This is a genomic window from Streptomyces sp. NPDC005878, from assembly GCF_040629815.1.
Taxonomy (GTDB): Bacteria; Actinomycetota; Actinomycetes; order Streptomycetales; family Streptomycetaceae; genus Streptomyces.
Window position 1 is genome coordinate 135,917 of sequence record NZ_JBEXWK010000013.1, and the last position, 18,680, is coordinate 154,596.

Consider the following 18,680-nt stretch of genomic DNA (forward strand, 5'->3'; position numbering starts at 1 on the left):
TGTCCGGGGAGGCGGGGGAGACCGCGTCGATCGGGGAGAGGGGCGCGCCCGCCGGGCGGCTGCGCGCCGTCGCGGAGGGCGTGCGCGCCTACCGGCTGATCGCGGGCATGTGGATCCGCTCCACCCTCGCCTACCGGGCGTCCTTCCTGATGACGGCGTTCGGCAACTTCGCGGCGACGGCGCTCGACTTCGTGGCGATCCTGCTGATGTTCTCGCACATCGACGCGCTGGGCGGCTACACACTCCCGGAAGTGGCCTTCCTGTACGGCGCGTCGGGCGCCGCGTTCGGGCTCGCGGACCTCGTCATGGGGTCGATGGACCGGCTCGGCCGCCGGGTGCGCGACGGCACCCTCGACACCCTCCTCGTCCGGCCGGCGCCGGTGCTCGCCCAGGTCGCCGCCGACCGGTTCGCGCTGCGCCGCCTGGGCCGGATCACCCAGGGCCTCCTCGTCCTCGGCTACGCGCTGCTGACGCTCGACATCCACTGGACGCCGCTGCGGGCCCTGCTGATCCCGCTGATGCTGCTGAGCGGCGCCACCGTCTTCGCCTCGGTGTTCGTGGCGGGCGGGGCGTTCCAGTTCGTCGCGCAGGACGCCTCCGAGGTGCAGAACTCCTTCACGTACGGCGGGAACCAGCTGCTCCAGTACCCGCCGACGCTCTTCGCCAAGGACCTGGTGCGCGGGGTGACGTTCGTGGTCCCGCTGGCCTTCGTGAACTGGCTGCCCGCGCTGTACGTGCTGGGGCGGCCCTACCCGCTGGACCTCCCCGGGTGGCTGGCGTTCGCGCCGCCGCTGGTGGCGGTGGGCTGCTGCGCGCTGGCGGGGGTCGCGTGGCGGGCGGGCCTGCGGGCGTACCGGAGCACGGGAAGCTGACAGGAAGCGGGAACGGCGATGAGCGATGTGATCGAACTCGACGGGATCGAGAAGGTCTTCGAGGTCCGGCGCAGGAGCGGGCGGCGGCTGCGGCGCGAGCGCGGGCAGGTCAGGGCGGTCGACGGCATCACCTTCTCGGTGCCGCGCGGCGCGATGGTCGGCTACATCGGGCCCAACGGCGCCGGCAAGTCCACCACCGTCAAGATGCTCACCGGCATCCTGACGCCGAGCGGCGGCCGGGTACGGGTGGCGGGCATGGACCCCGCCCGCGAACGCACCCGCCTCGCCCGCCGCATCGGCGTGGTCTTCGGCCAGCGCACCACCCTCTGGTGGGACCTGCCGCTGATCGACTCCTACCGCCTGGCCCACCGTATGTACCGCGTCCCCGACGACCGCTTCCGCGAGAACCTGGCCCGCTGCGTCGAACTCCTCGACCTCGGGCCGCTGCTGGACGTACCCGTACGCCAGCTGTCGCTGGGCCAGCGGATGCGCGGCGACATCGCGGCGGCCCTGCTGCACGACCCCGAGGTGCTCTACCTGGACGAGCCGACCATCGGCCTGGACGTGGTGAGCAAGGCGAAGGTGCGCGCCTTCCTCAAGGACCTGAACACCGAACGCGGCACCACCGTCCTCCTCACGACCCACGACCTGACCGACATCGAGCAGCTCTGCGCGCGCGTGATGGTCATCGACCACGGCCGTCTGGTGTACGACGGCACGCCGGCCGGGCTGCACGAGGTCGGGGGCAGCGAGCGGACCCTGGTGGTCGACCTGGCGCGCGAACTCCCGCCGATCGAGGTCGACGACGCGCGCGTGGTGCGGGTCGAGGGGCCCCGGCAGTGGCTGGCGTTCCCGGCCAGGGCGTCGGCGGCGCCGCTGGTGGCGGGGATCGCGGCGCGGTATCCGCTGGTGGACCTGTCGGTGCGGGAGCCGGACATCGAGTCGGTGATCGCCCGCATGTACGCCGACCGGGGCCTTCATTAGGCTGACGGTATGACGAGTGAACCGTCGGGGGCGGGCCTCCCGGAGATGCGGGCATCGGACGCGGAGCGCGAGCGGGTGGCCGAGGCGCTGCGGGACGCGGTGGCCGAGGGGCGGCTCGACATGGAGGAGTTCGAGGAGCGCCTGGAGGCGGCGTACAAGGCGCGGACGCACGGGGAGTTGGCGCCGCTGGTACGGGACCTGCCGGCGCCCGGCGTCCGCCCCGCGGCCCCCGTTCCGGCCGCCTCCGCCTCCTCCGGGGACGTCGACTGGCCCGCGCGGATCGGCGGCGCGGCCACCTCGCGGGGCGCCTTCGCGCTGTGGGGCGGGTTCGGACGCCGGGGTACGTGGACGGTCGGCCGCACGTTCACCGCGTTCGCGATGTGGGGCGGCGGCGAGATCGACCTGCGCGAGGCCCGCTTCGAGTCCGCCCAGACGGTGATCCGCTGCTTCACGCTGATGGGCGGGATGGGGGTGACGGTCCCGCCCGAGCTGACGGTGCGGGTGCGCGGCTTCGGCCTGATGGGCGGCTTCGGCGACAGGGCGACAGGCGAGGGCACCCCGGGCTCGCCGACGGTGACGGTGACGGGGTTCGCCCTGATGGGCGGCATCGACGTGAAGCGGAAGCCGCGGAAGGCGGGGAAGCGGGGGCGCGGCGACGACCAGCGCAAGGAACTGCGCTGACGCACCCGGCCGCCCACGGTCCCGGTCCGGGCCCTAGCCACGGTCCCGGCCCGGGCCCTAGCCCCGGTCCCGGTCCCGGTGAAGGGTCCTCCCTCCGGATCCCCGCCGGACCCCCCTCCTCCGGGCCCCTTCTCCGGATCACCCCTTCGAATGAGAACGCGACGTGCGGGAACTCGACATGTGCCCCGGGAGTCACTCAGGTAGGGACGATGGCGTACGGGAGACGCGTGCGCGGGCGGTGGTCAGTGTGGACGGGCGGAGCGATGGAACGTAGTGGAGCGACCAGGGCGGGCGACCGGGAGGGACCGGACGCGTCGCCCCCGCCTGCCGCCGGCCTGACGTCCGCGTTCTCGTACACGGCGGCGGACGAGGAGAAACGCCGGGGCGTGCGCCGGATGAAGGCCACGGCGACGGGCCTGCTGCTTCTGGTGGCGGTGGTCTTCGCCCTGGCGACCTGGGCGGACCGCTCGGGCGCGGGCCCCTGGGCGGCGTACGTCGCGGCGGCGGCGGAGGCCGGGATGGTGGGCGCGCTGGCGGACTGGTTCGCGGTGACGGCGCTGTTCCGCCACCCCCTGGGCGTGCCGATCCCGCACACGGCGATCATCCCGAACAAGAAGGACCAGCTGGGCGTGTCGCTGGGCGCGTTCGTGGGGGAGAACTTCCTCTCCCCGGAGGTCGTGCGCACGAGGCTGGGGGCACTGGGCATAGGCGCCCGGATGGGCACCTGGCTGGCGGACCCCTCCCACGCGGACCGGGTCACGTCCGAGCTGGCTACGGCCCTGCGCGGCGCGCTCACGGTCCTGCGGGACTCGGACGTCCAGGCGGTGGTGGGCGAGGCGATCACGCGCCGGGCGGACGCGGCGGAGATCGCGCCGGGCATCGGCAAGACCCTGGAGAAGGTGGTCGCGGACGGGGGCCACCGCCGGGTGGTGGACCTGGTGTGCGCGCGGGCGCACGACTGGCTGGTGCTGCACGGGGACTCGGTGATGGAGGCGGTCCAGGGCGGCGCTCCCGGCTGGACCCCCCGCTTCGTGGACAAGAAGGTCGGCGAGCGCGTCTACAAGGAGCTGCTCCGCTTCGTCACCGAGATGCGCGACATGCCGGGCCATCCGGCGCGCGGGGCCCTGGACCGCTTCCTGGCGGACTTCGCCTCCGACCTCCAGTCGGACACGGACACGCGCGCGAAGGTGGAGCGCCTGAAGTCCGACGTCCTGGCCCGCCCCGAGGTCCAGGACGTGATCGCCTCGGCGTGGTCCTCGGTCCGCTCGATGATCATCGCGGCGGCGGAGGACGAACGCAGCGAGCTGCGCCTGCGGGCGAGGGCGTCCCTGCTGTCCCTGGGCGCCCGCCTCTCCACGGACACCCGCCTCCAGGCGAAGGTGGACGGCTGGGTCCAGGACGCGGCGGCGTACGTGGTCTCCACGTACCGCACGGAGATCACGTCCCTGATCACGGACACGGTCCGCTCCTGGGACGCGGCGGACACCTCAAAGAAGATCGAGGCCCACATCGGCCGCGACCTCCAGTTCATCCGGATCAACGGGACCGTGGTGGGGGCACTGGCGGGAGTGGTGATCTTTGCGGTGGCGCGGGGGGTCGGGGGGTAGGGGTTAGCGGTCTTCGGGGTGCGGGGCGGGTGCCCGGGCGGCCCCGGAATCCAACACCTGGGAATCCGGCACCCCGGGAATCCGGCACCCTGTCCGGCACGGTCCGACTCCCGTGCCGAGGGCTCCCCTGCCGGACGCGTGACCGCAGTCCTGTCCCTGCTCTGCGTGGCCACGCGCCCGAGGGGTTCATCCTGCGGGGAGTCGCAGTGTGCACCTTTACGTACGTACGAGTCGTCCGGGGCGTTCATACGGTTCCCGGATGCGGCGGGACATTTTCCCGGGCGGCGCTATCCGGCCTTGCGGGTCACGGCCCAGGATGCGGCAGCAACCCCACCGGCCACGGCGAACACGGACGGCCAGGCGCCGACCTTCTTGGCGAGCGGGTGCGACCCGGCGAACGCGGCGACGTAGGCCGTGGTGAGCCCGACGGCGGCCTTGGTCCCGGCGGCCTGCTTCCACTCCCGCGCGGCGAGGGCCCCCGCGGCGGCGAGCGCCACCCCACCGAGGGGCCGCTTCTTGGTGAACCGAGCGGTGGCATACCCACCCACAAGCCCACCCGCGGCGATCACTGCTGCCGGAACCTTGGCCATGTTGTGCCTCCTGCGCCTCTGTGGTCTGTCCCCTCCGAGGCTAACGGGGGGCCTCAGTCAACGGGGAGGCGGTCTTGGCGAAGGGCGGTGGTGAAGGTTTGCCAGGCGGGGCCGCTGAAGGCGAGGCGGGGGCCCTGGGGGCGCTTGGAGTCGCGTATGGCTGCACCGGGGGCGAGGAAGGCGGCCTCGACGCACTCGCCGCCGGAGCCGTTGCTGTAGCTGCTCTTGAACCATGGGCCACTGGTGCGCGTGCACCGCATGTCGCTCGAAGAGTGTGTGGTGGTCATCGCGAGTGCTCCTCCATTACGCCCCTGATCAGAGCGGTTGAACGAGACGGGCTTGATGCGAGAGCCCGAAGATGATCGAAGGCCTTGGTGTACTGCCCTACATCATGCTGCGTCTCCAGATAGGTGGCATCGGTCAGACCATCTCGGTAGACGAGGTCGGGGTCTTCCTGCTCGGGGAACCCGAGGATGGTGAAGGCGCCGGTCGCAGGGTAGCTGCCTGCGGTGAACGGCAGCACTTGCAACGTCACGTTGCCCAACTCGCCAACCGCTAGCATCCGTTCGAGCTGATCCCGCATGAGCTTCCTGTCTCCGATGACATGGCGCAGCACGCTCTCGTGCACGATGAACCAAGCGTCAGGAGCTGATGCCTTGGTGAGGAGGCTCTGCCGTTCCGTGCGGACCTTCACTGCCCGTGCGAGATCCTCCGTCGACAACTGGTTCGTGGCGAGGTGCAACTCCGCTGCGTACTCGGGGGTCTGCATCAGGCCCGGGACGAACTCGCATTGGTACTGCCGCAGGCTGGATGCCGCCTGCTCGAAGCCCACGTATCCGGCGAACCAACGCGGGACTCCGGTTCCGTGTGCCTGCCACCAGCCCCGCTGCTTTGAATCCTTGGCCAGCGTCATGAGGAGTTCGCGTAGTTCGTCACTGGTGCCGTAGTAGCGGCACAGAACGTCGACGTCGGAAGGCTGGACACGGCCGCTTCCCGTTTCCAACCGGTTCACCTTCGAGCCACTCCAGCTGAGTGCCTCTCCTACCTGGTTGCAGGTCAACCGACTGAGCTCGCGCAACTTCTTGAGCTCGATGGCTAGGCGGCGGCGACGAGCCGTAGGGGATTCGGCCACGGCAACTCCATGTCCTGTAGCGGGCGTTCAGTCTCTGTGGAAGAGAGGGGTGCTGACAATCGCTCGATCGTGGGAATCCCTCCGTGCAAATTGCATGACGGGATGGTTGCGCTGCCATGCTCGAACCATCGTCGAGCGGCACTGAGAGGGTGATGGTGTGACTGAATGCCGGTTCAAGGTCCCCAGGAAGCCGTGGCATCTGCCGTTCCTGGCGGAGCCCGAGGAACTGCGGGGACTGCGGAACGTGATGCGGTTACATCTGGGCGTCTGGGGCCTGCCGCACATGATCGACGCTGCTCAGCTGTGTGTGACGGAGCTGGTCACGAACGTCATCACGCATGTCGGGCGGGGGACGCCGACGACCCTCGCCGTCTCGATGCGCGGCGGGTCCCTGCGCCTCGAAGTCACGGACCCGGACGCCCGGGCGCTGCCAACCCTTCTCGCGGCCACGGAGGGCGACGAGTCGGGGAGAGGCATGGCGCTGGTGGCTGCGGTGGCGACGCGATGGGGTGTCGTCCTGCGCGCGGAGTCCAAGGTGACGTGGTGTGAGCTCGCCACCGGGCTCCCCTCCGCAGACGGTCACATCGCAGAGCCCGGCGTTGACACGGCCGAAGCTCTGCTATCGCTGTACTGCTACCTCGACCACCACGCAGCCGGGGGAGATGCCACGTCGTTCAGCGTGGCCCTCGCGGAGGAGACCGCGATCCAGATCATCGCGGACCTCCTCGACTGGTTGCGAGCACACGGCTGCGACCTGAGCGACACACTGGACCAGGCGTTAACGCGCTGCGAAGTGGCAGCTTCATGACGTCAGGAGTGCTGACTCAGCTCGCCGCGATGTGGGCGTACGTCCAGACGTCGGCCGGTAGCTCGTTGTGAAGCCGCCACGTTATAGCCATGGGCTTGCTGCCCTCGTGACCCACGTAAGTCGCCGGCCCCAGCAGCATCCACGGCTGGGACTTGCGGATGTCGGTTTCCTTGTAGCGGCGCATGAAAAGCATCACGTGGCTGCCCTTTTCGACGTGGTGCTGGTACCGCCGCCCTGTGGGGGAGTCCGCCGATGTGGTGCTCTGTGACTCCCAGTGGAACTGTGTGGGGCTGAGGGCGAAGTCCTTGTAGCGGATGGAGGGGGCGAAGTCCTTCTCGTTCTTCTCCAGCGTGATCAACAGCGCGTCCGTTTTGAGGGCGTCCACCCAGGTAACGCCTTGAGAGAAGGACCCAGGCATTTGCCCACCGAGTCGGGCCACGCCGAGAGCGGCAAGGATTTCCGAGCGGTTGTACGAGCTATGGATTTTCAGCGGGAGCTCGTGGTGGGGCGCTGGCAGGTCGAGCGGGAGGTGGTCCGTGCGGTCGTGGATGTGAGCCAGAACCTGGCGGATCTCACTGCGAAGGGCGGCTTGTTCGCGCAGGGAATCGAGTCCCTCCTGGTAACTGGAGAAGCCGCCCGCCTTGTCCCAGAGGTTGAAGAAGAGCATGCGGGCATAGCCCTGTTGTTTGGTGTCCAGCTCGGCGTATGCGGGCGCATCGTCTTCCAGCATTCGTGTGTATGCCTCTACACGCTCGCGGTCGTCGGCGTGCAGAAAGGCGTACACGCGCTTGAGGAGCTGCTCCTCGCCGGGCGGTGCGTCTTCCGGGAGGAGCTTCGCGTATCGCAATGTCCCCGTCCAAGAGTTGGAGCCCTTGTAGAGTTCCTTGATCTCCCGGCGGCTCTCGGTGAGATAGCCCGACAGGCCTACCTGGGCGAAGTGCTTCACTTCAGATGCCAGGACCTTGATGCCTGCCTTGAGCTGCGTGCGGACATTGTTCAGGACGATGTCCTTGGCGACGCGTTCGAGCATGATTTGACAGCCGGAAGGGAGCTGAGGGAAGTCCCGTTCCAGGTTCTCAACCAGACGGTTGCGGGACAGGCCCGTCAGGGCGCGGAACTGCTCTTCGAAGCGGAATTCGGCGCGGTGCTCACCGATGAAGTCAAGGACAGTCAGCACCGGTTTATCAGGAGTGCGACGTAGACCGCGACCCAACTGCTGAAGGAAGACCGTCGCACTGTTCGTCGGTCGCAGGAGCAGCAGGGTGTCGACCTCCGGGATGTCCAGTCCTTCGTTGAAAAGGTCGACAGAGAAAATCACTTGGAGCGAGCCCGTGCGCAGTGCGGCCAGTGCGTCATCCCGGTCGGCAGGAGTTGAATCGCTGTCGAGGGCGACGGCCTTGATACCGGCCTTATGGAAGCAACTGGCCATGAAGTGCGCATGCGCCTTGGTCACGCAGAAACCGAGCGCGCGCATGGACTCGGGGTGAGCGATCTTCTGCTGTATCGCCTTGATGACCAGTCGCACGCGTGCTTCGTTGCCGGTGTAGAGACTACCCAACTCGGCAACGTCGTATGATCCCCCCTTCCAGGTCAGCGCCTTGTGGTCGGTGCCGTCCGCGATGCCGAAGTAGTGGAACGGGCACAGTAGATCGTTGTCCAGCGCTTCCCACAGGCGCATTTCGGCTGCGATGCGACCATCGAAGAACTCGTCCTGGACGTTCAGCCCGTCCATGCGCTCGGGCGTCGCCGTCAGACCAAGCAGTTCGGCTGGTGCGAAGTGATCGATCACCTGCCGATAGGTATTCGCCGTCGCATGGTGGAATTCATCTATGACGATGACATCGAAATGGGTCGGGTCCAGCGCTGCCAAGCGCTGCTGGTTAAGGGACTGGACACTCGCGAAGACGTGCTTCCACTCGCGCGGCTGCTCACCGTTGTGGAGGAGCTCCCCGAAAGAGGCGTCGTCGAGAACCTCGCGGTAGGTGCGCCGGGACTGCTTGAGGATCTCCTTGCGGTGTGCCACGAAAAGCAGCCGTAGGTCCCTGCCCATACTGCGGAGTAGATCCCGGTAGTCCAGCGCGGCCATGACTGTCTTGCCGGTGCCGGTAGCCGCCACCAGCAGGTTGCGGTGGCGGCCGTGGACCTCCCGTTCGATAGTGAGCCGCTCCAGCATGTCCCGCTGATGCGCGAAGGGGCGCACTTCGAGCCCGGACAAGCTGATGGGCGTCTCAGCAGAGCTAGTGGTGCCGCCCGCCATGCCGAGCGCCTCATCCAAGCGCTCCGCGTCCGTATCCGGGTCGTACAACTCGAACGCGCTGCTGTTCCAGTACGCATCGAAGGTGGACTCGAACTTGTTAAGGACATCGCGGGTCGCGACCGAGGACAGCCGCACGTTCCATTCCAGGCCGTCGAGCAGCGCCGCCTTGGACAGGTTGGAGCTGCCGACGTACGCGGTGTCGAAGCCGGTGTTGCGTCGAAATAGCCAAGCCTTGGCGTGCAGTCGGGTGGAGCGGATCTCGTAGTTGATTCGAACCTCGGCACCAAACTCCCGCACCAGTCGGTCGAGCGCGTGCCGGTCGGTGGCCCCCATGTAGGTCGTTGTGATGACTCGGATGGGCACGCCGCGATCCTTGGCTGCGCGCAGCGAGCCTTCCAGCACACGGAGGCCGTACCACTTCACGAAGGCGCAGAGCAGATCGACACGGTCAGCGGTGGCCAGCTCGGCTCGCAATTCGCTGCCCAAGCTGGGGTCTTCGGGCGCATTGGTGAGGAGGGCCGTCTCGGAAAGAGGCGTTAGCGGGCGCATCGCATACACGCCTGGCGCCTCCTGCTCGGCGAGGGCAAGCAGCTGGCGCGGCCCGTCGACGATGAGATCCTCGGGGGCCGGGCTTGGCTCCGCCACCGCAGACCCAGAGGGGACAGCGCCTGATGGCGCCGGGGTTTCGGTATCGGCGGCCAACGAGGAGAAGGACGCCATGATGCGGTTGGCCGCGGCCACCTGCTTGTCCTGCGGAAGCTCCCGCAACTTCCGCTGCACGGCCGCGGCCACGAACCGCGCGAGCACATGGGGCGAAGACTCGGGACTGACCTCGGCGTCGACGACCTTCCACCCGATGGTGGTCAGGTCATCGATCTGTTCCTGGACCTGCTGCGTGATCAGCTTTTCGTACACGCCGGTGATCGGCTGTGTGACATCCCCCGAGTCCGTCACGGTCTCTCCCTGGGTCGCTGGTCAATCGGCTTCGTGCGACTCAGTTGTAACAAAGGCCACTGACATCCCCGACAGCGCCGTCACGCCTCCCCGTGGCACTCCCCATACCCCCGCCCAGACCCGCACCAGCACCCTTCCCCCCGCCGCGGCGGCCACTCCACCGCTCGGCCTCGGGCCGCCAGGGTTGTGGCGTACTGGGGGAGGAGGTCCGCGTTGGAGGGGGAGGAGGATTCCGATGCTGCGAAGGCTTCGTAGGACGGGACTGTGCCCTTGACGATGCCCAGGTTCGCCGTGCCCGTCGCCGACAGTTCGCGCAAGGACGCCTCGATGTCCAGGAGGTGGGCGTCGTACGTCGGGTATTCCGTCGCCAAGTCGGGGTAGGCCGCCAGCAGTTCGTCCAGCTCGGGGGCCGGCCAGTGCAGGACCGCCACCGGGAACGGGCGCGACAGGGCCGCCCGTGCCGTGCCCAACTCCGTACGCAGCCGGGCCAGTTCCGCCTTCAGCTCGGCCGGGTCGTCCGAGCCCAGCGACCACAGGCGCTTGGGGTCGTGGAGTTCGTCCAGGGTGATCTCGGCGCGGTGCAGGCGGTCCGCCAGCTCGTCCCAGGCGTCGTGGTCCAGGGCGAGCAGCCGGCGTACGCGGTGGCGGGCCGTCAGCAGGGACTGGGTGGGGTACGGGATGTCCGCCGTCGGGTCGTCGGCGGGGAGCAGGAGCGTGAGCGCCGTCGTCAGGGTCGCGTGCGCCGCGTCCAGCTCGTCGTGCGTCTCCAGCGTCTCCGCCACGATCTCCCACGCGGCCGGGTCCCGGGGCGCCGAACCGCGCACGCCCTCGATGATCGCCCGCGCCTCGGCCTCGTGGCCGTACTCCCAGAGGTTCGCCGCCTTGAAGGCCTTGATCAACGCCGGTTGCTCGGGGTCGGCGGCCAGCAGGCGGTCGTAGAGCGTCGTGGCCCGCTCGCGGTTGCCGGACAGCTCCAGATGGGCTGCGGCCTGGAGCAGGAGGGGCTCGTGGTCCTCGGGGTACTGCGCTGCGGTGCGCAGCAGACGCTCGGCTTCGGCGGTGTGATCCGTGTGATCGGCAGGAGTGTCGGGGCGCATGAGGGACACCGTACTGCTGTGCGGGGTCCAAGCGGAGGGGTGTTCCGGCCCTGGTGAGTTGACGGGGCAGCCCTTATGGTGCGCGCGTGCGGATACCCGTGGTCGTTCAGGGGCGCTCGCGGTGGCGGGCCGCCCCCGTGCGCGCCACCCGCCGGTTCGTACGCCGTGTGCGAGCGTCCTCCCCCCATACTCGTACGCGCATCCGTGTTCGTACCCGTACCCCGTCCCGCCTCCGCCCCCTCGGGCGCGTCCTCTGGGGCGGTGCGGAAGCCGTCGTCACGCTCGGGCTCGTCCTCCTCCTGCTCGTCGCCCACCAGCTGTGGTGGACCAACCGCGCGGCCCGGCACGAGGCCCGGCAGACCGTGCGGTCCCTGGAACAGCAGTGGGAGGGGCCGGACCCCGGGGCGGGGGAGGGGGCGCGCGTCGGGGCCGCGCCCGCCGGAGCCGTCGCGTCCGCCGTTCCCCCGGCCCCGGGCTCCTCGGAGCCCTCCGCCCCCGCCCCCGGGCCCGCCCCCTCGGCCCGCCCCCGCCCCGACCGCCCCTACGCCGTCCTCCGCCTCCCCTCCCTCCGCGTCACCGCCCCCATCGCCGAGGGGATCAGCAAGCACGGCGTCCTCGACAAGGGGTACGTCGGGCACTACGCCGGGACCGCGCAGCCTGGCCGGGCCGGGAACCTCGCGCTCGCCGGGCACCGCAACACCCATGGCGAACCCTTCCGCCACCTCGACCGGCTGCGGGCCGGGGACCGGATCGTCGTCGAGACCCGGGAGGCCGTCTTCACCTACCTGGTGGACAAGATCCTCCCCGAGACCTCCGCGCGGGACGGCGGAGTGATCGCGCCCGTGCCGCGCAGTGCCGTCCGTACCGCCTACGGGTACGGCGAGCGCGGGTACTACGTCACCCTCACCACCTGCACCCCGGAGTTCACCTCCCGGTACCGGCTCGTCGTGTGGGGCAGGCTCGCCTCCACGCGACCGCGCTGATTGTCCGAGCCGTCGTGTATAACGTGAGAAGAGCCAGGAGTCGGACAGGCGTTCTGGCATGAGGGTGCGTTCTGAACTTTCGGACGCGTAGGGATGCGTGCGTGCGAGCGCGTGTACGCGGGTGTGTACGGGTGGGGGGAAGCATGAGCGGCAACCGCATGGCGTCCGTGCGCTGCGCCCTCGCCCTGCTCCTCTTCCTTCTCGCCGAGCTGCTCCTCGCCAACGGCGCCATGCTCTCCGGCGCCGTCGCCCTCGCCGCCACCGCCGCGGCCGGCTCCGCCCTCGCCGTCTGCGCACTGCTCGCCTCCCGAGCCGTTCCCACCGTGCCGCGTACGCGCATACGTACCGCGATACGGGACCGGGAGCGGCGCACCGCCTTCCTGCCGCAGCGCGATCCGGACGCCTCCGGGCGGCCTCGGCCCCGGGCTCCCGGCGGCCTCGCCCTGACGGCCGCCGCGTAGGGCTGCGCTCCTTTCCCCCTGTGTCCTCCCCTTTCCGGGGTTCCTCGGGGTGCGTTCCCTCTTTTCCTTACGCCCTCCGCCCGGCCGTCGCGCCGTTCTGTCCCGCGCGCCTACGCACACCTCGCGTCCGCGCGCCCCCAGACGTGACTCCGGAGGCTTTCCCCATGTCCATGTTCGGCATGTCCGTGTTCGACGTGTTCGCCAGTCTGGTCGAGCGCCTCGCCGACCTCGTCCAGCCGGCCTTCCACGGCTCCGCGGCCGCCGCCGCGATCGTGCTGTTCACCCTGCTCGTCCGGCTCGCCGTGCATCCCCTGTCCCGGCAGGCCGCCCGGGGCCAGCAGGCCCGCGCCAAGCTCCAGCCGCGCCTGGCCGAGCTGCGCAAGAAGCACGGCAAGGACCCCGAGCGGCTGCGCAAGGCGGTCGCGGAGCTGCACGCGGCGGAGAAGGTGTCGCCGTTCTCCGGGTGTCTGCCGAGCCTGCTCCAACTGCCCGCGTTCTTCCTCCTCTACCAGCTCTTCTCCCACTCCGGCCACACCGCGCTGCTCGACCACACCCTGCTGTCCGCCCCGCTGCGCGGCCACTGGGCGGACGCCCTCGGGCACGGCGGACCCCTGGGCGGCCAGGGGCTCGTCTACCTCGCTCTGTTCGTCTTCGTCGCCGGGGTCGCCACCTTCACCTACAGCCGTACGAAGCGGCAGCTCGCCACCCAGCCGCTGGTCCCGGCCGACCAGCAGGAGGGCCTGCCGGGGCTGGGAGTGATGACGAAGCTCATGCCGCTGATGTCGTTCGGCACGCTGATCACGGTGGCGGTCGTGCCGCTGGCCGCCGCGCTGTACGTGGTGACCAGTACGACCTGGTCGGCGCTTGAGCGGGCGTATCTGTACCGGGATATGGCGCAGGCACCGAAGGCACTGAAGGCGTCGGAGGCACCGAAGACGACCGAGGCATCAGAAGCCCCCTAGCGCCGGAGGGGCATCCTGCGGTTACCGGCGCGTAACGGTCCAGTGTGTGAACGGGGTCTTGCCGAGTGGACCTCGACCTTGGAGGATCGAACGATCCTTCCGATGGCCGCCACCCATCGGCCGGGCCAGGCTCGACCTAGGGAGACAGACCATGAAGCTGCTGCGCGTAGGCACGTCGGGCAGTGAGCGCCCCGCGCTGCTCGCCGCCGACGGGACCCTGCGGGACCTGTCCGGGCTCGTGGCGGACATCGACGGCGACCTGCTCGCCGACGAGTTCGCCCTGGACCGGATACGGGCCGCGGCCGACACCGGTGTGCTGCCCGCGCTCGACGCGGCCGGGCAGCGCGTCGGCCCGCCGGTCGCCCGGATCGGCAAGGTCGTGTGCATCGGGCTGAACTACCACGACCACGCGGCCGAGACCGGGGCGGCGATCCCGGCCGAGCCGGTCGTCTTCCTGAAGGCGGCGGACACGGTGATCGGGGCGTACGACACGGTCCTGGTGCCGCGCCGGTCGGTGAAGACCGACTGGGAGGTCGAGCTCGCGATCGTCATCGGGCGCACGGCCCGCTATGTGGCCGACGACGAGGACCCGCTGGCGTACGTCGCGGGGTACGCGGTGTCGCACGACGTGTCCGAGCGCGAGTTCCAGAACGAGCGCGGCGGCACCTGGGACAAGGGCAAGAACTGCGAGACGTTCAACCCGCTGGGGCCCTGGCTGGTCACCCGGGACGAGGTGCCGGACCCGCAGGCGCTGTCGCTGCGGCTGTGGGTCAACGGAGAGCTCAGGCAGAACGGCTCCACCGCGGACCAGATCTTCCCGGTCGCGGAGGTCGTGCGGTACGTGAGCCGGTTCATGACCCTGTACCCCGGCGACATCATCAACACCGGGACCCCGGCGGGCGTCGCCATGGGGCAGCCGGAGCCCAAGCCGTATCTGCGGGCAGGGGACGTCGTGGAACTGGAAGTCGAGGGGCTGGGGCGGCAGCGCCAGGAGCTGAAGGACGCGTAGGCGCGGCGCGCGGACGCGGCCCGCGGCCGGGAGGGCGGAGGGGGCCCGGCGGGGCCCCCTCCGCTCGCGGCGGCGGACCGTGCCCGCCCGCTCGGTGCCAGGTCCCCGCACCCCCGCCTCGCAGCGAGTCGGGGGTGCGGGGCGCCCAAGCCAGGCGGCGCCCCACCCGGTCACCTGGCCACCGGGCGAACGCGCGACACCGCGCCCCGGTCACCTGGTCACCCGCTCACCGGGCGAACGCGCGACACCACACCCCCGCCCCCCGAACCCCCGGTCAGCCCCGGCCCCGCTCGTCCTTGAACCGCCGCAACCCCTCCACCACCAGCGCGTGGTCCTCCACCTGCGGCAGGCCCGAGACCGTCACCGTGCCGATGACGCCCGTGCCCGTGACCCGCAGCGGGAACGAGCCGCCGTGGGCCGCGTACGTGTCGGGGTCCAGGCGCGAGGACGCCTCGAACGTCGTGTCCTTGGCGCGGAAGCGGGCGCCGACCAGGTACGAGGCGGCCGCGTACCGCTCGGTGACGCGGCGCTTGCGGTCGACCCAGGCGTCGTTGTCCGGGGTCGAGCCCGGCAGGGCGCAGCGGAAGAGCTGCTGGGCGCCCCGGTGGATGTCGATCGTCACCGGAGCACGGCGGGCCACCGCCAGCTCCCGCAGCAGCGAGCCGAGCGCCCACGCGTCCTCGTACGTGAACCGCGGGAGCTCCAGTTCGGCCTCCTGCGCCTCCAGTTCGGGGACCGTGAAGGACGGGGAGGTCGCCGGGGCCGTCACAGCGCCACCTCCACCGTCACGCCCTCGCGCGCCGAGCGGCGCGCCGCCTCCAGGACGTCCAGGGCCGCCGCCGCCTCCTGCGCGGTGACCGGCGGTTCGCCGCCCTCGCGCAGGGCGGTGGCGATCGCCGTGTAGTACGCGGGGTAGTCGCCCGGCAGGGTGGGGACGGCACGCTCGCCGTCCCCACCCTGCCGGGACTCGGCGCCGAAAGCCCGGGCGGGGCCACCGGAGCCGACGCGGCCCCACATCTCCTCGGGCTCCAGGCCCCACGGCTCGCCGGTGCAGGGCCGCAGGCCCTCGCGCAGGGCCGACTCCTGGGGGTCGAGGCCGTACTTGACGTACCCCGCGGCGGAGCCGAGCACCCGGAAGCGGGGGCCGAGCTGGGCGGTCGTGGCGCTCACATAGAGGTGCGAGCGCACCCCGCCCGCGTGGGTGATCGCGATGAAGGTGTCGTCGTCGGCCTGGGCGCCCGGACGGCGGACGTCGGCCTCGGCGTACACCCGCAGCGCCGGGCCGAACAGGACCAGGGCCTGGTCGACGAGGTGGCTGCCCAGGTCGTACAGCAGGCCGCCGATCTCCGCCGGGTCGCCCGACTCGCGCCAGCCGCCCTTGGGCTGCGGGCGCCAGCGCTCGAAGCGGGACTCGAAGCGCTGGACCTCGCCGAGTTCACCGGCGGCGAGCAGGGCGCGCAGGGTCAGGAAGTCGTTGTCCCAGCGGCGGTTCTGGAAGACCGAGAGCAGCAGGCCGCGCTCCTCGGCGAGCGCCGCGAGTTCCCGCGCCTCGGCGGCCGTGCCCGCGAGGGGCTTGTCGACGACGACCGGGAGGCCGGCCTTGAGGGCGGCGGTGGCGATCGGCACGTGCGTCTTGTTGGGGGAGGCGATCACGATCAGATCGAGACCGGCGTCGAGCAGCTCGTCCGGGGACGCCGCGAACCGCAGCCCGTCGCCGTGTTCGGCGCGGGCCTGCGCCCGGCGCTCCGGGCTGGACGTGACGACCGTGTCGAGGGCCAGCCCCTCGGTCGCGGCGATCAGCGGGGCGTGGAAGACGGAGCCCGCCAGGCCGTAGCCGACGAGTCCGACGCGGAGGTCAGTGTCCGTACGAGCGTTCATGGGACCCACTTAAGCAACGCTGTTGCCAAAGTGCAAGCGCAGGAGACAATGGAGGCGTGAACAGGAGCAACTCGGGAGCCAACCTGCCGGCCCTGCGCAGCCACAACGCCGCGCTGGTGCTCGATCTGCTGCGGACGGCCGGGGAGGCCGGCATCAGCAGACTGGAGCTCGCCGAGCGGACCGGCCTCACCCCGCAGGCCGTCAGCAAGATCACCGCGCGGCTGCGGGCGGAGGGGACGGCGACCGAGGCGGGCCGCCGCGCCTCCACCGGCGGCAAGCCGCGCACGGTGCTCAAGCTGGTGCCCTCCGCCGGGCACGCGATAGGGCTGCACCTGGACCGCGACGAACTCACCGCGGTCCTGGTCGACCTGGCCGGCACCCTGGTCGGCGCGCGGACCGTGCCGCTGGACCTCGGCGCGGGCCACGACACCGTGGTCGGGGCCGCGGCGGACGAGGCCGCCGCGTTGATCGGGGGCCGCCCGATACTCGGCGTCGGCGTGGCCAGCCCCGGCCCCCTCGACCACCACACCGGGGTGCTCCACCGCGTCACCGGCTTCCCCCAGTGGAACGGCTTCCCGCTGCGCGACGCGCTCGCCGCGCGCCTGGGCCTGCCGGTCGTCCTCGACAAGGACACCAACGCCGCCGCCCTCGGCGTCGCCCTGCGCGGCCCCGCCGACTCCTTCGCCTACCTCCACCTCGGTACGGGCCTGGGCGCGGGCCTCGTCCTGGGCGGCACCCTGCTGCGCGGCGCACGGACCGGCGCGGGCGAGTTCGGCCACCAGACGATCCTGCTCGGCGGCCCCGCCTGCGACTGCGGCGCGCGCGGCTGCATCGAGGCGCTGTGCCTGTCGTCGGTGGCCCGCGGCGACATCGCCGCCGCCGCCCGCTTCCTGGGCGTCGGCGCCGCGAACCTCGTCGGCCTGCTGGACATCGACCGCGTCCTGCTCGGCGGCCGTACGGTCATGGGCGCGCGGGACGGCTTCGTCCGGGGGGTGAAGGCGGTCCTGGAGGAGCGGGCCCGCCGGGGCGGCGACGCGCGCGCGGTCCCGGTGTCGGTGGCCCCCGGCGGCCCCCACGCGGTGGCGGAGGGCGCGGCGCGGCTGATCCTGGGGCCGGTGTTCGGGCACGGGGCGGGGGCGCCCGTGTCCGTGAAGGGGCGCGGGGAACGGCACGACCAGCCCTAGTACCGCAACGGTGTGGCGGCACCAGGCGTTCCCGGCCGTCGCCGTCGCCGTCGCCGTCGCCGTCGCCGTCGCCGTCGCCGTCGCCGTCGCCGTCGCCGTCGCCGTCGCCGGTCAGGGAGCACGGGCAAGCGCCCGGGACCACGCCATCCACAGGGCCGCTGATCGCCAACAGCGCCGCTGATCGTACAGTCCGATATTGGGCTGATCGGGTCGGTTTCGCGGGGTCGGCGGGCGTGGCTGGGCCGGGCCGCCGGGTGGCCGTGGCAGGGTCCCTGAGCACGTACGCCCGCGAGCAGCAGAGGTCCCCCATGCGACTGCGCAACGCCCTCGCCCTCTCCGTCACCGCGGCCACGGCGCTGTCCGCGCCCTCGGTTGCGGCGGCCGAGGAGAGCGAACCGCGGGGGCGGCAGGGGCACGCCTTGCTCTCCGCCGCCAACCAGCCCGTCTGCGGGGACCGGGCCGGGGCCGACTTCCCCGTGGACACCCGGATCCACGGAGGGCCGGCGGAGTACGTCCCCGGCGGCGGCGCCCAGCTCTGGTACGTGGACCTCACCAACACCACCGCGCACACCTGCCGCAACATCCACCCGGTGGTCGTCCTGGTCGACCGGGACCGGACGCTCAAGGACTCCCAGGCGAAGCTGGAGTTCTTCGACACGTCGGCGGGCCGCGCGCACCCCGTCCCCTTCGAGCGGACGGACGCGGACGAGCACATCGGGGTGTTCGACGACGGGTTCCCCGGGTTCGTGATCGGCGCGGGGGAGACCGTGACCGTGAAGGTCCGGCTCGGGTTCACCGCCGACACCCGGCCCAACGAGGTCACCGCGAACGCGGCGGTGGTGCAGCGGCGCGGGGACGACGGGGAGTGGGTCGGGGAGTCCGGGGGCTACCGGTTCGGCATCGGACCGGTGGACCCGGAACCGGACCCGGAACCGGACCCGGAACCGGAGATGCCGCAGCTCGCGGGGCCGCCGGAGCTGGCACGTACGGGGTTCCGGCTCCCCTCCGGGGGCGCGGCCGCCGCTCTGCTGCTCGGGGGTGGGGCGCTGGCCGCGGGGGCGTGGCGGCTGCGGCGGCGCTGACGCGGGGGCGGCCCGGCTCCGCGGCCGGCCGCCCGGCGCGGCGGGCGGGCGGGGTCGCCGGTGATCGGCCAGGTGAAACCCGCCGGTTCCTGACTAGGCTGGGCGCTGTCGGACGGCACAGCGCGGTGCACCCGGCCCC

The 18,680-nt window shown here is 71.2% G+C and carries 19 protein-coding genes; 12 read left to right on the plus strand and 7 right to left on the minus strand.

The window, feature by feature from the left end; all coding sequences use genetic code 11:
• The first annotated feature begins 29 nt into the window (after positions 1–29).
• The 4 genes from ABZ404_RS20615 to ABZ404_RS20630 all read left to right on the plus strand — a co-directional run bounded on the left by ABZ404_RS20615 (position 30) and on the right by ABZ404_RS20630 (position 4,144).
• Positions 30–872, plus strand: a complete 843-nt coding sequence (locus ABZ404_RS20615) for an ABC transporter permease (RefSeq protein WP_358834068.1) — start codon at positions 30–32, stop codon at positions 870–872.
• An 18-nt stretch (positions 873–890) separates the two neighbouring features.
• Positions 891–1,856: an ATP-binding cassette domain-containing protein gene (locus ABZ404_RS20620; protein ID WP_358834055.1), complete on the plus strand. Its 966-nt coding sequence runs from the start codon at positions 891–893 to the stop codon at positions 1,854–1,856.
• 9 nt (positions 1,857–1,865) lie between these two features.
• Entirely contained in the window at positions 1,866–2,537 is a 672-nt protein-coding gene (locus ABZ404_RS20625; RefSeq protein ID WP_358834054.1) for a DUF1707 domain-containing protein, read from the plus strand.
• A 395-nt stretch (positions 2,538–2,932) separates the two neighbouring features.
• Positions 2,933–4,144, plus strand: a complete 1,212-nt coding sequence (locus ABZ404_RS20630; protein WP_358834067.1) for a DUF445 domain-containing protein — start codon at positions 2,933–2,935, stop codon at positions 4,142–4,144.
• A 287-nt stretch (positions 4,145–4,431) separates the two neighbouring features.
• On the opposite strand, the gene ABZ404_RS20635 is transcribed toward ABZ404_RS20630, so the two are convergent.
• The 3 genes from ABZ404_RS20635 to ABZ404_RS20645 are packed head-to-tail and all read right to left on the minus strand — an operon-like array spanning position 4,432 to position 5,866.
• Complete coding sequence (locus ABZ404_RS20635; RefSeq protein ID WP_358834053.1) at positions 4,432–4,734, minus strand: hypothetical protein; 303 nt, start codon at positions 4,732–4,734, stop codon at positions 4,432–4,434.
• Between the two features lie 53 nt (positions 4,735–4,787).
• A complete protein-coding gene (locus ABZ404_RS20640; protein WP_358834052.1) occupies positions 4,788–5,021 on the minus strand; it encodes a DUF397 domain-containing protein in 234 nt (77 codons plus the stop codon).
• Positions 5,018–5,866 carry a helix-turn-helix transcriptional regulator gene (locus tag ABZ404_RS20645; protein WP_358834051.1) on the minus strand — a complete coding sequence of 283 codons (849 nt, stop codon included), beginning with the start codon at positions 5,864–5,866 and terminating at the stop codon, positions 5,018–5,020. Before ABZ404_RS20645 ends, ABZ404_RS20640 begins: the two co-directional genes overlap by 4 nt.
• Before the next feature lie 157 nt (positions 5,867–6,023).
• Between ABZ404_RS20645 and ABZ404_RS20650 the strand changes: the two genes are divergently transcribed.
• Positions 6,024–6,674, plus strand: a complete 651-nt coding sequence (locus ABZ404_RS20650; protein ID WP_358834050.1) for an ATP-binding protein — start codon at positions 6,024–6,026, stop codon at positions 6,672–6,674.
• Positions 6,675–6,690: 16 nt separating this feature from the next.
• On the opposite strand, the gene ABZ404_RS20655 is transcribed toward ABZ404_RS20650, so the two are convergent.
• Entirely contained in the window at positions 6,691–9,885 is a 3,195-nt protein-coding gene (locus ABZ404_RS20655; protein WP_358834049.1) for a DUF3427 domain-containing protein, read from the minus strand.
• 80 nt (positions 9,886–9,965) lie between these two features.
• Positions 9,966–10,982: an SEC-C domain-containing protein gene (locus ABZ404_RS20660; protein WP_358834048.1), complete on the minus strand. Its 1,017-nt coding sequence runs from the start codon at positions 10,980–10,982 to the stop codon at positions 9,966–9,968.
• 200 nt (positions 10,983–11,182) lie between these two features.
• Between ABZ404_RS20660 and ABZ404_RS20665 the strand changes: the two genes are divergently transcribed.
• From ABZ404_RS20665 to ABZ404_RS20680, 4 genes are all read left to right on the plus strand, one after another.
• On the plus strand, positions 11,183–11,965 hold the full coding sequence (locus ABZ404_RS20665; protein ID WP_358990665.1) for a class E sortase: 783 nt from the start codon (positions 11,183–11,185) through the stop codon (positions 11,963–11,965).
• A 143-nt stretch (positions 11,966–12,108) separates the two neighbouring features.
• Entirely contained in the window at positions 12,109–12,426 is a 318-nt protein-coding gene (locus tag ABZ404_RS20670) for a DUF6412 domain-containing protein (protein WP_358837689.1), read from the plus strand.
• A gap of 164 nt (positions 12,427–12,590) precedes the next feature.
• Positions 12,591–13,388 carry a YidC/Oxa1 family membrane protein insertase gene (locus ABZ404_RS20675; RefSeq protein WP_358837688.1) on the plus strand — a complete coding sequence of 266 codons (798 nt, stop codon included), beginning with the start codon at positions 12,591–12,593 and terminating at the stop codon, positions 13,386–13,388.
• Positions 13,389–13,539: 151 nt separating this feature from the next.
• Positions 13,540–14,397: a fumarylacetoacetate hydrolase family protein gene (locus tag ABZ404_RS20680; protein WP_358837687.1), complete on the plus strand. Its 858-nt coding sequence runs from the start codon at positions 13,540–13,542 to the stop codon at positions 14,395–14,397.
• A gap of 274 nt (positions 14,398–14,671) precedes the next feature.
• On the opposite strand, the gene ABZ404_RS20685 is transcribed toward ABZ404_RS20680, so the two are convergent.
• Together ABZ404_RS20685 and ABZ404_RS20690 are read right to left on the minus strand one after the other, a co-directional pair.
• A complete protein-coding gene (locus tag ABZ404_RS20685; protein WP_358837222.1) occupies positions 14,672–15,166 on the minus strand; it encodes a heme-degrading domain-containing protein in 495 nt (164 codons plus the stop codon).
• Positions 15,163–16,275: a Gfo/Idh/MocA family oxidoreductase gene (locus tag ABZ404_RS20690; protein ID WP_358990649.1), complete on the minus strand. Its 1,113-nt coding sequence runs from the start codon at positions 16,273–16,275 to the stop codon at positions 15,163–15,165. The genes ABZ404_RS20685 and ABZ404_RS20690 overlap by 4 nt, the downstream gene beginning before the upstream one ends.
• A gap of 56 nt (positions 16,276–16,331) precedes the next feature.
• Here ABZ404_RS20690 and ABZ404_RS20695 point away from each other — a divergent pair, with 56 nt between their 5' ends.
• From ABZ404_RS20695 to ABZ404_RS20705, 3 genes are all read left to right on the plus strand, one after another.
• The gene (locus tag ABZ404_RS20695; protein WP_358837220.1) at positions 16,332–17,459 is read left to right on the plus strand and encodes an ROK family transcriptional regulator; all 1,128 of its coding nucleotides are present in this window, start codon (positions 16,332–16,334) and stop codon (positions 17,457–17,459) included.
• A 10-nt stretch (positions 17,460–17,469) separates the two neighbouring features.
• Positions 17,470–17,640, plus strand: a complete 171-nt coding sequence (locus ABZ404_RS20700) for a hypothetical protein (protein WP_358837219.1) — start codon at positions 17,470–17,472, stop codon at positions 17,638–17,640.
• Between the two features lie 127 nt (positions 17,641–17,767).
• A complete protein-coding gene (locus ABZ404_RS20705) occupies positions 17,768–18,541 on the plus strand; it encodes a hypothetical protein (protein ID WP_358837218.1) in 774 nt (257 codons plus the stop codon).
• The last annotated feature ends 139 nt before the right edge of the window (positions 18,542–18,680 follow it).